The sequence below is a fragment of the Paenibacillus athensensis genome (assembly GCF_004514475.2).
Classification (GTDB): Bacteria; Bacillota; Bacilli; order Paenibacillales; family NBRC-103111; genus Paenibacillus_AL; species Paenibacillus_AL athensensis.
In genome coordinates this window covers 187,609-203,914 of the sequence record NZ_MYFO02000002.1, presented here as the reverse complement: position 1 = coordinate 203,914, position 16,306 = coordinate 187,609, and the positions used below count along the sequence as shown (strand labels likewise).

18 protein-coding genes and 1 pseudogene are annotated in these 16,306 nt (G+C 44.4%); 2 read left to right on the top strand and 17 right to left on the bottom strand.

Annotated features, from left to right (window positions below; all coding sequences use genetic code 11):
- Positions 1–55 precede the first annotated feature (55 nt).
- Positions 56–370 (bottom strand): hypothetical protein, encoded by a 315-nt coding sequence (locus tag B5M42_RS04955; RefSeq protein WP_134755742.1) that lies wholly within the window; start codon positions 368–370, stop codon positions 56–58.
- Positions 371–472: 102 nt separating this feature from the next.
- Here B5M42_RS04955 and B5M42_RS04950 point away from each other — a divergent pair, with 102 nt between their 5' ends.
- Positions 473–754, top strand: a complete 282-nt coding sequence (locus tag B5M42_RS04950) for a hypothetical protein (RefSeq protein WP_134755744.1) — start codon at positions 473–475, stop codon at positions 752–754.
- A 35-nt stretch (positions 755–789) separates the two neighbouring features.
- On the opposite strand, the gene B5M42_RS04945 is transcribed toward B5M42_RS04950, so the two are convergent.
- From B5M42_RS04945 to B5M42_RS04915, 7 genes are all read right to left on the bottom strand, one after another.
- The gene (locus B5M42_RS04945) at positions 790–1,119 is read right to left on the bottom strand and encodes a hypothetical protein (protein WP_134755746.1); all 330 of its coding nucleotides are present in this window, start codon (positions 1,117–1,119) and stop codon (positions 790–792) included.
- An 87-nt stretch (positions 1,120–1,206) separates the two neighbouring features.
- On the bottom strand, positions 1,207–1,692 hold the full coding sequence (locus tag B5M42_RS04940) for an ankyrin repeat domain-containing protein (RefSeq protein WP_134755748.1): 486 nt from the start codon (positions 1,690–1,692) through the stop codon (positions 1,207–1,209).
- A 41-nt stretch (positions 1,693–1,733) separates the two neighbouring features.
- Entirely contained in the window at positions 1,734–2,321 is a 588-nt protein-coding gene (locus B5M42_RS04935) for a hypothetical protein (RefSeq protein WP_134755749.1), read from the bottom strand.
- A gap of 123 nt (positions 2,322–2,444) precedes the next feature.
- Complete coding sequence (locus tag B5M42_RS04930; RefSeq protein ID WP_134755751.1) at positions 2,445–3,437, bottom strand: YhdH/YhfP family quinone oxidoreductase; 993 nt, start codon at positions 3,435–3,437, stop codon at positions 2,445–2,447.
- A 266-nt stretch (positions 3,438–3,703) separates the two neighbouring features.
- Positions 3,704–3,865 (bottom strand): hypothetical protein, encoded by a 162-nt coding sequence (locus tag B5M42_RS04925; RefSeq protein ID WP_167690172.1) that lies wholly within the window; start codon positions 3,863–3,865, stop codon positions 3,704–3,706.
- Positions 3,866–4,158: 293 nt separating this feature from the next.
- Positions 4,159–4,458, bottom strand: coding sequence for a hypothetical protein (locus B5M42_RS04920; protein WP_134755753.1), 300 nt, complete (start codon positions 4,456–4,458; stop codon positions 4,159–4,161).
- 68 nt (positions 4,459–4,526) lie between these two features.
- The gene (locus B5M42_RS04915; protein WP_134755755.1) at positions 4,527–4,778 is read right to left on the bottom strand and encodes a papain fold toxin domain-containing protein; all 252 of its coding nucleotides are present in this window, start codon (positions 4,776–4,778) and stop codon (positions 4,527–4,529) included.
- 162 nt (positions 4,779–4,940) lie between these two features.
- On the opposite strand from B5M42_RS04915, the pseudogene B5M42_RS04910 reads away from it, so the two are divergent.
- A pseudogene (locus B5M42_RS04910) lies at positions 4,941–5,245 on the top strand (ATP-binding protein); the annotation flags it as partial.
- A 263-nt stretch (positions 5,246–5,508) separates the two neighbouring features.
- Here B5M42_RS04910 and B5M42_RS04905 read toward each other — a convergent pair.
- The 9 genes from B5M42_RS04905 to B5M42_RS04870 form a co-directional block, all read right to left on the bottom strand.
- Positions 5,509–6,066 (bottom strand): CPCC family cysteine-rich protein, encoded by a 558-nt coding sequence (locus B5M42_RS04905; protein ID WP_209280764.1) that lies wholly within the window; start codon positions 6,064–6,066, stop codon positions 5,509–5,511.
- Positions 6,067–6,161: 95 nt separating this feature from the next.
- Complete coding sequence (locus tag B5M42_RS04900; RefSeq protein ID WP_134755758.1) at positions 6,162–6,422, bottom strand: hypothetical protein; 261 nt, start codon at positions 6,420–6,422, stop codon at positions 6,162–6,164.
- 703 nt (positions 6,423–7,125) lie between these two features.
- A complete protein-coding gene (locus tag B5M42_RS04895; protein WP_134755760.1) occupies positions 7,126–7,428 on the bottom strand; it encodes a hypothetical protein in 303 nt (100 codons plus the stop codon).
- Between the two features lie 11 nt (positions 7,429–7,439).
- Entirely contained in the window at positions 7,440–7,619 is a 180-nt protein-coding gene (locus B5M42_RS25695) for a papain fold toxin domain-containing protein (protein WP_167690174.1), read from the bottom strand.
- On the bottom strand, positions 7,616–8,425 hold the full coding sequence (locus B5M42_RS04890) for an RHS repeat domain-containing protein (protein ID WP_230632687.1): 810 nt from the start codon (positions 8,423–8,425) through the stop codon (positions 7,616–7,618). Before B5M42_RS04890 ends, B5M42_RS25695 begins: the two co-directional genes overlap by 4 nt.
- Positions 8,426–8,460: 35 nt before the next feature.
- A complete protein-coding gene (locus B5M42_RS04885) occupies positions 8,461–8,949 on the bottom strand; it encodes a contact-dependent growth inhibition system immunity protein (protein ID WP_134755762.1) in 489 nt (162 codons plus the stop codon).
- 5 nt (positions 8,950–8,954) lie between these two features.
- Positions 8,955–14,723 carry an RHS repeat-associated core domain-containing protein gene (locus tag B5M42_RS04880; RefSeq protein ID WP_167690176.1) on the bottom strand — a complete coding sequence of 1,923 codons (5,769 nt, stop codon included), beginning with the start codon at positions 14,721–14,723 and terminating at the stop codon, positions 8,955–8,957.
- Between the two features lie 269 nt (positions 14,724–14,992).
- Positions 14,993–15,427, bottom strand: a complete 435-nt coding sequence (locus B5M42_RS04875) for a hypothetical protein (protein ID WP_134755766.1) — start codon at positions 15,425–15,427, stop codon at positions 14,993–14,995.
- Between the two features lie 242 nt (positions 15,428–15,669).
- Positions 15,670–15,870 (bottom strand): hypothetical protein, encoded by a 201-nt coding sequence (locus B5M42_RS04870; protein WP_134755768.1) that lies wholly within the window; start codon positions 15,868–15,870, stop codon positions 15,670–15,672.
- Positions 15,871–16,306 lie beyond the last annotated feature (436 nt).

The window sequence follows — 16,306 nt, the reverse complement described above, 5'->3', positions numbered from 1 at the left end:
GGCGAGGTGCTCGTTGTTTTTTAATACATATGAACCCGTACTCCGATCTCCTGCCTTAACTGAATTGATGATCATCAAAGATAGCTGCTAAAGTCGTGATTAATCTTGACCACACTTCGTTTCTTTCCCTTGACAAAGGAACAAAGCTAATATCCCGGTTGATCAAAAAAAACATATGAAACAATTTGCTCACCAAGCTCCGCGAAATATCAGTCTTTTGAAACGTGAAATCTTTTATTTCATCCAAACACGCAAAAAGCTCAGCAAAATCTGCTTCATCGATACGTCGCTCCACCTTCAGACGCGGCAGCAAACGAACGGAAATGCGTTTAAGCCGTGCTTCTAACTCTCTGAGTCGTTCATCGCTCATGGAACATCCCCTGCCTACTGGCTATGACTTCCAAGCCTCATTTTTTCTGACAAGCCCAAATAATCTTGTACAATACCCATTTATTATATAAAGGAGCCACCTATGAGTAAAACCAAAAAAACTCTCATTTTTGACAATCTCATCTTACTTGCTGCGCTGTTCACTGCTTGCACGCATTTGTATTTTGATATAGAAAGATTATTGACATACCTTCAATATGCTCATGCTTCGATTAAAAAAGTGACGTATGCTTATTTTAATATAGTGGTTTATACCGATCATGACACTTTCCAGATACATCTGTGGATCCCCCTTTTAATTAGCGGCAGCGGTATCATCTATAACCTGACCTACAGTCTAATTCGATATTTGAAAGGAGAATGAAGCGCAATGAGCTATGCCGTAGAACCGGGCCAGCGCTATGGATTGCTTGTGTTCTGTTGGACTAATTTCGATGCAATATCCAAGGCTTCTAGTAAATGTTGCTGTAATAGCTCCAGGTCCGTACACGTTTTCTCAAAAATAGGCGTTTCCCAATCACAATTCTGTATGACAACAGTTCGGAAGTGACCTTCGACTGAAAAGGAAGGATACCAGCCAACATCTACGATTACCCATTCCTCGTACTGAACTTGGAAAAGATCTTCTTTCAAAAGATCCGTCTGATCGCTTATTAATTTTCTTGCATTGATATCTTTCAGCTCATTATATATGATTTTTCCAGTTGAAAAGCAATTTTCTTCCAGCATTGAATATCTCCTTGAATAGAATGAATTCCTGGGGCTTAGTTCTTCTACGGTCTCCAAATAAGTTGTGCTTATTTTTAAGATTGAATTTTATCCTTTTTGAAGCAGGGCTATAAGCTTATCGTTACCTGTTTGAATGGCGAAATCAAGGGGTGATCTTCCCGCCTTGTTTTTAGTCCCTACATCTGGTTTATAAGGCATAAACAGTTCCACCATGTCGTAATACTTCCCTTTACAATTAAAGACTGCCGTCCAAAGAGCATTGTTGCCATATTTGTCCCTTATGTTGAGATTACCCCCTTTCTCTAAAATCGTCTGCGCTGTAGCGATATCCGGAAATTCGCCGATATAGTGCAGCGGAGTTTGACCGTCTGTATTCGTTAGATTGACCTCTATCCCGTTTTTCAAAAGGAAATTTGCAATAGCATAATTTCTACCAGCGATAGCATAGTGCAGTAGACTTGATCCGGCATCGCTCTTTATATGGATATCATTGGGTGAGAATTTTCTTTTAAACAATTCCAGATCACCAAGTTGCGCAATTGTGAAAATATTTGCTTTTTCTGATATGGACATATCATGACCTCCAGAATATATCGAGCTTAATGATCCTTACCTCATGAAAAAAAGTCATTTAAATACTTCTCATAGTTATTGCCTTTCACTCTTTTCTCCAAATAATGCTTTGCATCCTTTTTCAAATACGAATTTGCTCGTAGACACTTTTGAATAATTTCTAAATAATTTTGAAGTACACTCTCTGGTAAAATAGCAAAGTCAGGGTAATTACCATATAAAGCATAAAGTGAAATATTAACTTTAGTAGGATCGAAATCTTTTATATACTCAACTACATTAGAAAAAACCTCAACTTTATCCCTTTTTATTCCAATTAATAATTTAAGAAAAGAGCTTGACAACGATGCATCAAAACTTGATTTTCGGAACATAAGCTGCAAAATCTCACTGTACAAATCATTTAATTGAATTTCATAAGTGAACACCATGTCATCGAGCAAACTTACTATTCTTCGTGTAGATGATAGGTCCAAAACATGTATCTTTTTTTTGAAAGAGTTAGAAAAATCTCTCACCGCTGATTCGTGTTGCGACAAGTATTTCAGAATAGCGGAGTAATTTTGTTCGCTATGCTCAAATCCGTGAGAAAAAATAACATCGTCAATAAACCTCTCTAAATTAACCATATTGCCTCCTTAATCATAAGGAACAAAATTATTCATTTTTATAACTAATAGACCATGATTTCGAAGCACCTGAAGAATCTGTGAAGGTTCAACAATCGCTGCCCTTAGTTGGCTCACCAACAGCTAATTCATGTTGACTATAGTTCTCCCGACATGCGTTCCCTGTTCAATCGCGGAAAAAGTATTGCTTAATTCATCCAAGCCAATTTCATGAATGCATAATGAGTCCATGATATGCCATTCATCCGCAAATCGCTTCCATATATGAGGGCGCTTTTCAATGGGATAATTTACGGAATCAATGCCAAGTATATTCACTCCGCGAAGTATGAAAGGAAGCACCGTCGTTTCCATGTTGATACCGCCAGCATTGCCGCACATGCTGATGCTTCCGCCATAGTATAGTTGAGGAATTAGCGCAGATGCCACATTCCCGCCTACTGTATCAAGTACATAATGGAATCGTTGCTGCCCCAAAGGTTTTGATTTCTCTGGTATCACGTCTTCCGGGTAAACAATTTCTTTGGCTCCAAGTGATAACAGCAGCCTTTCTTCTTGTTTTTTGCGACTTAGTGCAGATATATTTGTGTAGCCGCTTTGCGATAAAAGCCGAATTGCCACACTACCTACACCGCCAGAAGCACCGGTTACCAAAATTTCAGGCTGTTCAGATGTGCTCATCCCTTTGCTTTCCAACGCATCAATTGAGAGGGCAGCAGTAAACCCGGCTGTACCGATAACCATTGCATCACGCAAGGAAAGTCCGTTTGAAAGCGGAACAATCCATTCTTCGGGAACTTGCACATACTCTGAAAAACCGCCAGTGTGTGTCATTCCCATTCCAAAGCCAGTCACTACAACCTCTTGACCTAATTGAAACGCGGCTGTGTCGGAAGATACAACTGTTCCGCTAACATCAATTCCCGGTATCATTGGATAACTGCGAATAACGCCACCTTTCGCTTTTACCGCCAAGTGGTCTTTATAATTGACAGAAGAATAAGCTGTTTTAATGATTACACTGCCTTTGGATAAAAAATCCTGTTGAATGCTCTCCACGCAGTAAGATACTTGCTGATTTTGTTCCCGCACAATACAAGCTCGAAACGATTCCATAATCTTGGCCTCCAATTTATTTGTTAAAATTATTACGCAATAGAAAATACTCCCGTGCTTTAATAGCAGTAATGTGATATACCATATGGATTTTTCTTCATTCCATACTTGCCACCAAGCCCTTGACGATAGTAGCAATGCCTACATACGTCCTCAATTTAAGAAAATCAATCCCCGTCAGCCCCACCATTTTCATGAAGATCCAGTTCGCGCGCTACCTGCGCCACGGTTCACCTTTCTGCTTGATATGACGCGGCTATATTTTTTTAGCGCTGTTCGTTAAAGGCGATAGCAGCGATGTTGCTTTCCAGCCTAATATTCTCGTATGCCCTTCCTCTAGCAAGCCATTTTTGTTGTACTATTTCCCGTATTTCTACTACTTCAAAAGCAATTTCTTTATTCGGTGTCGTAATCTTTGTGATGCCCATGTTGAGTGCAAAGCTCCTCTCAATAATTCAATAACCTCCATACTTTCAAACGGTTCATCAATGAACCATTTCAAAGCCAATTCGGCCCAATAATCTGAGTTCTGTTTTAATCCGGCCTTTACTACCTCGTCATATGGAAAATTATTAACTTTGTGGCTGTCAATATCGTTCGTGATCAGGGCATTCGTTAGTTCTAGTCTAAATTGGCTGATTGATCTCTCAAGGAGAAGGAAAGCCAATATTTTCATTGATGCTGAGCACCCTTTAAATTATTGTAAAACCACATCCCTCTTTTAAGGATTCTCGGAGAAAAATTCATCAAGTAATTTATAAAAAATATCTACCGCATCTTCATCACTACCTGAAAAAAAGGTAATAAGAGATGCCCAACTATGAGTTGTGTGTAAATTGTATCGCTGCTGCACGTATTCCTGAAGTTCAGGAAGAAAAAAATAATTTGGCTCATCATGTACTTCGTTATGGTACGCTATATAACCATTCAGATAAGCCTGAAGTAAGTGCAATGATTTTCTCCCCATATACATTGCTGGTCTTTGTTTCATCTGCTGAATTTTTTTATATAGAATGTCCATACTCTTCCTCCAGTAATTGATTTGAACTGAGGTGACTCCCATTTTCCAACACCATACAAATCATCCAATCATTGTTGGTACGGCATACCTTCTGGATGTATGTTATCGTAAACCTTACCTTCATATAATATCCCAGTATGGTATCCATTTTCACTAATAGCTTTAGTTCCGTATGAATCGCTCACAATGAAACCATTTGAATCGTATTTTACGGATATTTGCTCCCCTTTCAGACCATTTTTTGTCAGGAAACGTTCAAGACGCTGCAGGAAGCTCGAGCCAATATTTTTGAGCATATCGCGTGCTTCTAACGCCTTCACTCCTCCATTGGCTATCGTACCCCGAATCAATATGAGCGTATTTATCAACTTACGGCGTAATTTTCTAGATTCTCTGTGTCCAGTTCAGATAGAACTTAGTTAGTAACTTCTAGAAGACAGAACAAAAGAGTGCTTTCTTTCGAGTTAAGAGCACTCTTTCATCAGGGTCTGCTCAGCCGCTTTCGAGAGAAGCTGAAGAAGATGGAACTCATTATTTTGGATGAAGTGAGCTATGTCCCATTAACCAAATAGGCTCCGAGCTCCTGTTCAATGTGATCGCCGATTGTTACGAACAGCAGAGCGTCATCGTAACATCCAATCTCGAATTTGGGCAGTGGACCTCGATTTTTGGTGATACGAAGCTCACGTCCGCTTTGGTCGATCGCCTTGTTCATCACGCACACATTCTCTCATTTACAGGCGATAGTTTCCGACTTAAGCAAGCGATGGAACGAATTCCGCAGTGACGATTCATCTGGCAAGTGACCTAGGCATTTTTTGCAGCCAATTTAAGCACTTTTCGCTTGCAAAAAACATACGGGCAATGCCTGCATACATACTCAATTTCTCCGCTGTTGGAAATCTCCGAATATCACCAATCTCACTAATAAACATCCCTGTCGATAAACGCCAATAGATTCTTTGACGTAATTTACGCAATTGGATACTATATAACAAAAAAACGCCAAGCGATGAATCGCAAGGCAGGAGAAATACCTTTCAGATATAATTACAAAAATGATTTTGAATACTTATCAAATCTATCCAGTTCGACAAAATGTAAAACAGAAGTACTTACGACTCCTAAATGAGCAAAATTCAAACGCCCTTGAGCAAGGGTCATGCGATTTGGTGAACTATGATCTGAAGTCTCAATAGTACCGTCATCTTCCCAAAAACAAACCGGGCAGATATCGTATTCACCTCTCGATGAGAGCGTCTTATACTGACAACATGGACAAACAATCAATTCCTCCTGCAATCCTTCTACTTCTTGCTTAGTGTTAAGAATCTGAGAAATCTTGCTTGCTAAATATTCATTCTTGACTCCGACATACTGGCTTCTCAATGCTTCAAAAATAAGTGGATCATACTTTTCATCCAAAACGTCATCCGGCGGTTCGTCTGTGCTTAGCAGTTCATTCTGAAGCGACTGTGGTAATTTATCAAAAAAATGATCTTCTTGCCCAACTGCCCACCAATTTAATAAAATTTCGTACCTTGCCTCATTCGACATAATTTCAATATTATTTTTAATGATAATAGATACCGCCTCTTGACGATTCAAAATGTATACACCTCACAGTCCACTTCTTAAAGCCACAAGATCAAAAAGAACCTTGAAAGGCCTGAAGCCAATCAAGGTTGATACACTGTTTTGAATTATTTGGAAAATATTTGATCCAAATAGTTTAGTGCCTCATCTAATGAGTTAAACACTTCATCATGACCACCAAAATCAATTTCTTCAACATATTGTATTTTAGAGACCCCGACACCTTGGTTAGGTGTTACTTGAACTTCAACATAATTGCTTTCCCCATCGTTCATACTGACCCATATCGCTATACCTGATTGTTCAAAGTAAATATTCAATTGAGAATAACGATTATTGAATATCTGTTTTACCTCATCTATTCCCATCTTAATCACCTGCTCCCGGCTTAGTCAATAATAATCTCTCTTGCGTCTTATACTCATTTTTTGCATAAATTTCAATTATGTTCCCTTTTGTTACTGCTCTTAGACTACCATCTGGTATCTTAGTCGTATAATCCGGTTTAAGGCTTCTTCTGCTGACTTCGCTGGAGAAGCATCTAACAATTCTTGATTGAAAATATTAATTCGCTCACCCTTTGATAAAACATTTGCAGCTTTTACCGCAGCCTTAGCTCCAACCTTACCTGCCTGTCCACTGATACCACCAATTCCAGTGTCGCTGTACCCGCCGAATCTACCCAATGCTCCGGTTCATCTGGATTAATAGCCCCATTTACGGTATCAAAGGTTCCCATCGTAGCCCAGTTACCTATCGGATACCAGTTGGGGTCTTCCATCATTGCGTCGGCTTTTTCTTTTAAACCAGTATTCACATTTACGGCCAAACCATCAATCCATTACTCACATACGTATACAAATTCAAACTCAATGGATTATTAATCTGCCTCGCATAGCGGAACGGCTGCGGCATCGCCTGCGTCTTGCTTGTCAAACTGCCCCAAATTTCATACTGTGGTCAACGCCGACATGCGGATGCGATCTTTGACATTAACCATACTAAAATAAAAGCCGCCAAGCGTAATTCGCAAGACGGCCCTTACACATCATGATCTAAGCTTCAATTCCGTTAATCCGTATTTTTGGAGAAAAAATCATCCAGCAATTCATAAAATTTATCAAACGCTTCATTATCATTGCTTGAGAAAAAGGTAATCAGTTCTGGCCAGCCATGTGAAGTATCTATATTATAATGCTGTATAATATAGTCCCTTAATTCAGGAAGAAAGAAATAATCTTCTTCATTATTTGTATCATTGTGATAAGCTACATATCCGTTTAGATACGCTTGAAGTAGAGGTAAAGATTTTTTTCCAAGATACAGTGCAGGTTTTTGTTTGATCTGTTGAAGCTTATTATATAAAATATTCATGTTTCCCTCCATTAATTTATTTTGTCCCTTGTGATCGTCCTTTGGCCAAAGCCGCTAAAATCGTCTAGCCAAGTCTGGTAGGGTACACCCTCTTTATGAATGTTATCGTAAACTTTATCTTCATATAATATGCCTGTATGGAATCCATTTATGCTGATAGCTTCATTCCCATTCTGATAGGAGTCACTCACAATAAATCCCCTTGATATTTTATAGATATTTGCTCCCCTTTTAAACTATTCTTTGTCAAGTAAGATTTCATAGCATTTGCAGCCTTAACACATTTCAAATTTCCGTAATTACCTGCAATTTTAGAAAGGGCTAAACCATTCTGTAAAGGAGAAATGCCGCTGGCTAAAATGTACATAGATGAATCTACTACAGGTTGTTGCATTACTGTTGGGGAATTTTCTTTAGCAGTTTGCTGATCCACCTGTATAAAAGGTTGATCAACTTGCCATTGATTCGTATACGTGCTTGGCAAATTCGGTAAAATCTTTTTATCCACATACGGATCAGATCCCTCGGGGTCTTGCAGTGGAGTCACGATAGGATACGGCGCCCCTGACATAGACCCTGGCATACTTCCAGCTCCCCCCAGATCTGCACCAAGACTTTCCCCGATCCCTACTGCCGCTCGACCAAAAGGGCCATGTCCACTCGGGTCCCAATGCGTTAATGGATTATTCTCCACATACGTATACAAATTCAAACTCAACGGATTATCAATCTTACCCGTATACGTATCCTCCTTAATAAACCGCGCCACAGCAGGATCATAGTACCGCGCCCGCAGATAAATCAATCCACTCTCATCATCCTGCGGCTCACCCGCATAGCGGAAAGGCTGCGGCATCGTCTCCGTTTCGCTTGTCAAATTACCCCAAATGTCATACTCATACGTTTTCAACGTGCTGCCGCTCGAATCCTTTACCGCTACCACGTCGCCGTGACCGTTGTAGAGTAGCATTTTTCTTTTCAAAAAATAAACCGCCAAGCGATGAATCGCCAGGCGGAAAAAAGTATAAAGATTTAACTTAAAGCCTCTTGTAACGTATTAATTGTTTTCTCAATGTTCCCTTTTAGTTCTTCTCGGTCTTCTTCAGAAAATCTTTCCTTATCTTGAGGCAAATCAAGTTCGTTTCTCTCTATTTTTTCGAGTAATTTAATAAAAAAAATCTTGACTTCATAGCTTAATTGCAATTCTAATTTCCATTCTTCCACATCAATATAGTTAAAAGCTTCTAGCAATTCGAAATCACCAAGATCCCCAGCGATCGGGTTTAGATGAATTCTTTTTATACCTTCGGGAACAACATGCGGCAGGTGAACGTTTTGTCTAATTAATTTAGCTATATCACCATCTGATAAATCAGCTAATTTTTTATCCAATATTCTCCCGTACCATACAGACAAGGGTAATCGTTCATCCACTTCATGTTCGCCTTCATGACCTTCTAGCTTTGAAATTTCATTTATGGTCAATTTTCCATAATCATTTATGAAATATTTTCCATTCAATTGTCTCACCCACCATTTTTAATATTTTCCCTTATAGCTTTAACCTTATCGATAAATTTCTGTCCACGATCTATCGCGTCCTGAACGGCTTTTTTTGTGACCTCTGAAGTATCCTTTTGAAACGAAGGACTTTTCTGTGCATTCTTTAATTTTTCAACCATTTTAGAAATCTTTCCCTCGGATTGCTCTACTTCTTGTACATGATTGAATGGCTTTCCTGTCTTGGAACTAATTCTTATATTCCCATTCGCGTCTCGAACATAGTCACCTTTTTTTTCTATTTCGTATGCATCCAGATGTTCCTCATCGTTCACAGCATCTAAATTTTTATCAATATTGTCTATTTGGTCTTTTTGAGTTCTTGAAAGTTCCTTATCAATGATTTCTTCATCGCTAAGAGGCTCAGAAGCCTCGTCATCGCTTGATGCCCACCACTTATATAATTTAATTCCACCATACGCAACAACTCCAACAGCAGCAACTGCTAATGCACATTCAGGGCATATAACCGCCCCAGCTACCACTGCTGCTGGATTATTTCCAGTTCTGTCTACATACTTAGACGGATTATTCCAAGCATACGTATACAAATTCAAACTCAGCGGATTATCAATCTTCCCTGTATACGTATCCTCCGTAATAAATCTTGCCACAGCAGGATCATAGTACCGCGCTCTGAGATAAATCAACCCCGATTCATCATCCTGCGGCTCGCCCGCATAGCGGAACGGTTGCGGCATCGTCTCCGTTTTGCTTGTCAGATTTCCCCAAATGTCATAATCATACGTATTCAACGTGCTGCCGCTGGAATCCTTCACCGCTACCACATCGCCGTGACCGTTGTAGAAATAGTAACCAGATTGTTGGGCCGATCCGCCTACTTCGGTGACGCGCAAATCATCGAACCAGGCTGTACCGCTGGCATTGACTAAGAAAGCTCCGACGTACATGGAGGTCGTCCCAGCCGGTAACGTTACCCGCATGCTGGCTCGTTTCCAATCGCTCGTCCCCGTTTGCGTCCCCAGCCAGTAGCCGCCGATTTCGTTCATGCTGGCGTCACGATAGGACAGCCAAATGAAGGCGCCCGTACCTGTCACATTTTGCGTCTTGATCGAACCTTCGATCACATATTGCTTGCCGGCTGTTAACCCCGGTACGTATTGCGTGGCAGTTGCATTGGCGGTCGTTGCATTGGTAAATTGAATCATCTTGCTTCCGTCCGTGCCGCCACTTACGATTTGCCCGCCGTCTACGAACCACGCCGGGGCAGGTGTGGCTTCAAACGAACCGTTGCTCAGCTTGTTCGCGGTAAAATCCTGGCGATATAACAGCTCGTTGCCCCAAATATTGCGGGCCTTGACCATATTCTGCGAACCCAATTCCTCGATCACTTTGCCGTTCAGATAGACGTAACGGGTCGGGTCGCCCCCGACGATACCTTTTGTGGCGCGCAGGCCGTCGGGGTAATACGTATAGCCGTAGGTGGCTCCGGTTACGGTGTTCGTGTAGGTTTTCAATTCATTTAACGCGGTATACGTATACGTGCCGGACCTGCCATTTCCCGTGGAGGTCAATCGATTCCCCCGATTGTCGTAGGTGTAGCTGCTCGGCCCGTTAGGCGTGTTGACGGTTTGCAGCCGATCCGTGCTGTCGTACGTGCTTACATATGCAGTGCCGTTATGCTGGATCGACTGGATGTTGCCGCGACTGTCGTAGTCGTAGTTTTTGACTCCCCCTGGTACCGTCTCTACGTCGATGCGGTTCAGCTTGTCATACGTGTAGGTGCTGGCTGCTCCATTTCGGTTCATGCTGGTGATGTTGCCCATGCCGTCATAGCCGAAGGTTTCGTTCCAGGTCGGTGTCGTGCCGCTCAGATGCCGGACGCTGATTAGCTCCTTGAACGCATCTACCTTTTTCTCCTGACTGGCTCCGAGCGCCGGGTAGGTCGACGTCATGTTGTTTTCGTTCGCTGCAGTACTGTACGTGTAGCTGACCGGCTGCACCCCCATTTCCGGATAAGCAACGCTGGCGATGCGGTTGAGGTTGTCGTAGGTGTAAGTGACGCTTTTGCCGTCCGGGTAGGTCAGTCTGTTCAGGTTGTCCAAGCTATCGTACCCCAGCAGATAGGTACGCCCTGCCACCTGTTGATAGTCCAGACGCTTCCAGATGTCGTAGTGATACCCTTGCGTTTCGTTGTCGCTGTTCGTCGCGCTGGTGAGCAGCCGGGTGGCGCTGTCATACGTGTTTTGCTCGGTGTACAGCGTAGTCCCTGCACTGTTTTGGATCGTTGTCGTGCTCAGCTCGTTGTACGGCGTATACGTGTAGCTGTAGCGTTGGTTGTCCTTGTCGGTGCGCGTAGCGACAAGTCCGTTGACTTGGTACGTGTAGCTATCGGTCAGATTCGCCGCGTTTTTCGTTGACAGCAGCCAACCGGCTTCGTTATACGCGCTGCTTTGCTTCAACGTGCCGTTGATATACGTCGCGATCAAGCTGCCCATTCGGTTGTATACATACTGATACACCTGGCCCTGATCGTCCTTCAAATAGATCAAATGCCCGTCGGCGTCATAGCCGTATTGGGTCGTTTGCGTGATCCCTCCGCCCGTTACTTGCTGCTGCGCCACTTGGCCCAGCGGGGTATACGTGAAGCTGGTCGTTCGATTCTTGGTTGCGCTCGCTTCGCGTTGGCTCGTCACTCGTCCGCTCCGATCCTTGAACACCCACGTTTCTTTGCCGTCGGGTTCGACCGTGCGTATCGTGCTTTGCGGATACATGCTGCTGCCGTCTGTCCGGTACGCCGTGTTGGCTGTGTAGACGTAGGTAGATTGATTCAATCCATTCATGATCGATTTGACGTGACCGTTTTTATCATACGTATAGGCCGTGCGGTGATTGTAATCGTTATAGGGCAGCTCCATCAGCAGCCGTGTGCCTGTGCTGTCAAAATTGCGCACCATCGTGGTTTTGGTGCTGCTTCCCGCCTTGCGCTCTTGTTTTTCCACATCCCCGTAGGGGGTGTAGGTGGTCAATTGGTTCTCGCCATCCGGGAGCACAGCCACGACCTGCCGTGAGGTATCGTTGTACGTATACTGGATCGTGCGCGGACTACCGCCGCTGCCCGAAGCCGGGGTGAACGTCTCCGCTGCGGCTCGATCCTTGAAATCGTATTGATACTCAGCTTTACTGCCATCCGGGTACGTGACGCGCGTCAAGCGGTCGCGGTTATCGTAGGCATAGCTCACGGTTGTCGGCGTTGGTGTCTGAGCGCTGCCCATCGCAAGGCTTGTGGTCTCGGACAACACATGAATGCCTGCGGCATCGTAAGTGAGCGCGGTTTGCTTGACCATCGGCTGCTGGCCGTATTGATTTCCCGAGCTGCTTTCTTTAATCAACGTTGGCACGCCGCTGCTGTTGTAGTTCAAAAATTCCATCAATGTCGTATCGGTCCGCACCTCCGATGGGTTGGCCGGGTTTCGGTACGTGCTGGTATGCGTCTGTGTGCTGATTTTGCCCGGAGCCAAGTACGTGTAGCTGTCCTCCGAAGCGGTCAGGTTATCGGCAGCAGTCAGCTTTTTGCTGGTCAAATACGTACCGGCATATCCATTGCCGCTGTAATAGCCGTAGGTGTAGGTGATTGTATTTCCGAGAGCATCTTCTTGGTAGGTGGGGAAGCCCACGTTGTTCGTTTCCTGCTTGGTAATCGTCGCGTAGTTCGCCATCCCCGCCGGCAGCGTACGGCTGCCCCAGCTAAGCAACGCGCTTTTGATAGCCGCTGGCGTCGGGTCGCCCAGGCTATCCGAGGTGAAGCTTTTGTTCAGATACGGACGTGTTTTGCCCTCATCGTATTGATAGGTGGTATATTCCGTCGGTGCGTTCAGATAGCGACTGCCATTTTCAGTCCAATCGACGCCGTTACTGATCGGCGAATAGCTGGTCAGGCTGTAGTCCTGACGGAACTTGCCGTAGTTGACTGCCGTGTAGCCGGTTTCCGTGCGAATGCTGTAGTCGCCGTAGTTCGTGATGATTGTCGTGACTGGACGGTCGCCGGAGCGGTAGCTGCTGACGTTTTTGAAGCGGCTGGCATAACCAGTGACCGGGTCCGACCCATTACGGTTGATGATCCACATCTCCTGAACCCGATTGCTCATCTTGAGCAAGCTTTGGCTGAGCACCTTGGCTTGACCAACGTTATTGGTATATTTGTAGAATACCTGAGATACGGGATGGTAGCCTTGATAGTTGCGAATCCCCCGTCCCCCGTAGCTGCGCACGGTGCCTCGGCTCAGATCGCTCTGAGCGTAGTCCGTATAGGCGTTGGTATACCAGTTCGAATTGTACGAGTCGTACATGTACTGTACCGTGAAGCCGATATCGTCGGTCGCTTCTTTTAAGAGAATGTATGCCATCTCTTCATAGTTTCCCACACTCATGTAGCCGGCCTTCTCAATGGCTTCCCCGTTCACCACGACATCAAGTGCCACTTGTGTGTCATAATTGTCGTACAACGTATCCGATTGATTGAAGTCGGCTACACGTGGATCGTAGTACGTATAGGTGTGCAGGGTTCGGTTGCCAATTACATCGGTAACCCGATCCAACGTTGTATAAAACACGGTTTCAGTCACAAAGGGATGCGGGTCGGATTGAATGGTGATTCGTTTGCGAAGTGTTAGACTCGTTTGGCGCAACGTGTTTTCATAATTGATTTTGTGCGTCAAGGTGCCTGTTGCATCTCGGACCTCCAGGCCGGTGATCTGGCTGTTAGATTCGGAGAAGGTGATGGTTCGATTTACACTGTCTGTAATGGTTGAAATCATCCGACTATACGGGTAGTAACCGTTGTAGGTAATCGTATCCCCAAATTCGTTGCTTTTGCTGATCAGGCAGCCTTTGTCCCAACTGGCATCATACTTGAATAGATAGGTGATTTTGTTGTCGAGGGTAAGCCACATCCGGCCCGTCGAATCCGCAACAACCTTGGCATTCTGATAAGGAGAATCCGCTGACAGTGTATACTGATTCGAAGAAGGGGTGCGTTTGAATACATAGGAGCTACCGTCCTCCAAACTAAAAACGGCGCAGTTGCCACCCTCCGGACAGCGATTCATCGTGAGTTCGGGAACCAGCAGCTTCCAGCCGCTCGCAATCCGGGCAGCACTGTTTACCCCCTTGGCATCCGCACTCATCGAGCTATACGTCCGCGCCAGCACCAAATCGAGCCCATGCTTGCCCGGCAAGCGGACATCGACATCCTGCTGGGTCGCCACTCGGTAAAGCGGGTCAAAGTACCCGTCGCGCGATACCTGATAACGATAAGGCTCCAGCGGACTGTATTGGGAATCCGGAGTGCCTGTAGTCATCGCCGACATGCCGGATGCGACCTGTTTGCCGGTGAGCAGCGTCGACTTGTCCTCGATCAGCTTGTCCGCTTTGCGATCTTTGACGTCGACCGTACTAAATACCGAAGGCGTCAACTGGCGCAGTTGTTTCTGCTCCTTCTTGCTCAGATCCCGCACCAGAGCTTCCACTTCCGAATCTGACCAGGCAAGTACGTCCAGCAGCTCGTCCTGCGTAAGCAGCGAAGTCAGCTCAGGATAATAGTAGGCAGCGAGCTTTTTCAGATTGCCTGGCAGTTCGCGAATGCTTGCCAGCTCGTCGGCGGTGAAGCTGCCTGTTGATCCGCCAAAGCCGTCAACGACAGGTGCTTCGCTGTAGACCGCTTGAGAAACGGCTGCCGATTCCGGCTCCGCAGAGCTTGTCCTTGCAGCAGCCAAACTGCCCCTGCCTGGGAGCCAGAGTGAGCATAATACAAGCAAAACAAGACATAAAGAGATGATCCGTTTCAAATTCATGAGGGTTCCCCTTCCCGATTCAATTGGATTACCAGTATAGTGCAATTTTCACGAATGGTCATTTCGAAAAAGCCGTAAATGAATGCATGGATGCTATGAAAATCGCGGCATATCGACGAAAAAATACGATTTGATGATAAGCTCGGGTTACATACGGCATTGACAACGAATACCCATACACGTAATTCTCCCTACCGCCGCTTCCTTCCATGCTTCACCAACGTCATCCGCCGCGAATGGCGCAGCCATGCGTAATAACTCCGCAAATCGCGCAGCTCCAAGGTCTCCGACATCCGGCCGAGGAACGTAATCACGACCATTTTATACAGCGGCCCGCCGACGATATCCACCGCATCATGCATCGCAAATTCCGCCACCAGCAGCAAATCATCGTCCACGACATACACGTCCTGCTCGTTCGCGTAATACAACGCCAATCGTCCCTGCTTCAGCCTCTCCCACAAAAACGCGCAAATCTCCCCCACCCCGACCTGCTCCAGTTCCACCCGCTCCGCCCACCGCTGCCTGGCATGGCGCGTAATGATGATATCCGCCACCCTATGACCGGCCAACTCGATATAAAACGGCTCATACGAGCTCCAACGCTTCATCGTCTTGTCCTTCATTGTCAGTATCCCTCCATGTCATTTTCGCAACTGGAAATTTCTACAATTCTTATCTTAGCGCCACGGCCCGTTGGCTGCATCGCACGTTTTTCTTGCGCATTGCGCAATTTTTTTTGCGCTCTGCGCAGCTTATGACGACCTTTTTTGCGAAAAACAAAAAAAGAAGCCTCAATTTCTAAAAAGAAATTGCAGCTTCCTTCATATTTTTGTAAAATTATGTAGCATATTGGCGCTTCAAAATATTAAAGCCAATTTATTGCTGGAGCGTCTTGATCATTACTTTTTTTTAAAAAAACTTTTACTACTGCTTGCTTCTCATCCACAGAAAGCTCAGATGACTTTAAAAAGCGATGAATTGCATCCTTGGAAAGTCCGTCAGATTTATTGTGTTTTAATTTAAAAATTAAATGAGAAAGCTCTGGAGACCACGCTCCTAGGTTCATTAATTCACATCCCTTTCTATTTTATTTGGTTGGTTGTGTTCATTATAACAACTAAGCGCAAAGGAGCGTATATGAAAAATAAATTGATCCGCAGTCTTCTGCTCTTTTGTCTAGTATTTGTTCAGCTTTGGTTTCTTCATATAACCTTTCACTACGGCTATTCAGGAATTCTCTTCGAGAAAAATCATGAAAATGTTTGGTCCATTAAAGGATTTGACGCAGGCGGGGATATCCGGAGACCCGAATTGCGCGTCGGCGACATTCTGGAAAAAGTTAACGGAAACGAGCCTAATGAATTCAGTAAAATTAAAAAATGGGGAGCAATCGAACAAGCAGATACCATTACACTTTCCAGAAACGGTGTAGAGTTTGAGATCGTTATTAAAGACCGAAGTCAACCTATCTACGATTTTTTCTCCATGTTTGGGGAAGTTAT

Excerpts from the sequence above, each read along its gene's own strand:
- B5M42_RS04945 (WP_134755746.1), bottom strand. The coding sequence starts at position 1,119 with ATGCTGGAAGAAAATTGCTTTTCAACTGGAAAAATCATATATAATGAG.
- B5M42_RS04930 (WP_134755751.1), bottom strand. The coding sequence starts at position 3,437 with ATGGAATCGTTTCGAGCTTGTATTGTGCGGGAACAAAATCAGCAAGTA.
- B5M42_RS04955 (WP_134755742.1), bottom strand. The coding sequence starts at position 370 with ATGAGCGATGAACGACTCAGAGAGTTAGAAGCACGGCTTAAACGCATT.
- B5M42_RS04900 (WP_134755758.1), bottom strand. The coding sequence starts at position 6,422 with ATGGGAATAGATGAGGTAAAACAGATATTCAATAATCGTTATTCTCAA.
- B5M42_RS04925 (WP_167690172.1), bottom strand. The coding sequence starts at position 3,865 with ATGGGCATCACAAAGATTACGACACCGAATAAAGAAATTGCTTTTGAA.
- B5M42_RS04875 (WP_134755766.1), bottom strand. The coding sequence starts at position 15,427 with ATGAAGGACAAGACGATGAAGCGTTGGAGCTCGTATGAGCCGTTTTAT.
- B5M42_RS04935 (WP_134755749.1), bottom strand. The coding sequence starts at position 2,321 with ATGGTTAATTTAGAGAGGTTTATTGACGATGTTATTTTTTCTCACGGA.
- B5M42_RS04920 (WP_134755753.1), bottom strand. The coding sequence starts at position 4,458 with ATGGACATTCTATATAAAAAAATTCAGCAGATGAAACAAAGACCAGCA.
- B5M42_RS04940 (WP_134755748.1), bottom strand. The coding sequence starts at position 1,692 with ATGTCCATATCAGAAAAAGCAAATATTTTCACAATTGCGCAACTTGGT.
- B5M42_RS04870 (WP_134755768.1), bottom strand. The coding sequence starts at position 15,870 with ATGAACCTAGGAGCGTGGTCTCCAGAGCTTTCTCATTTAATTTTTAAA.
- B5M42_RS04895 (WP_134755760.1), bottom strand. The coding sequence starts at position 7,428 with ATGAATATTTTATATAATAAGCTTCAACAGATCAAACAAAAACCTGCA.
- B5M42_RS04950 (WP_134755744.1), top strand. The coding sequence starts at position 473 with ATGAGTAAAACCAAAAAAACTCTCATTTTTGACAATCTCATCTTACTT.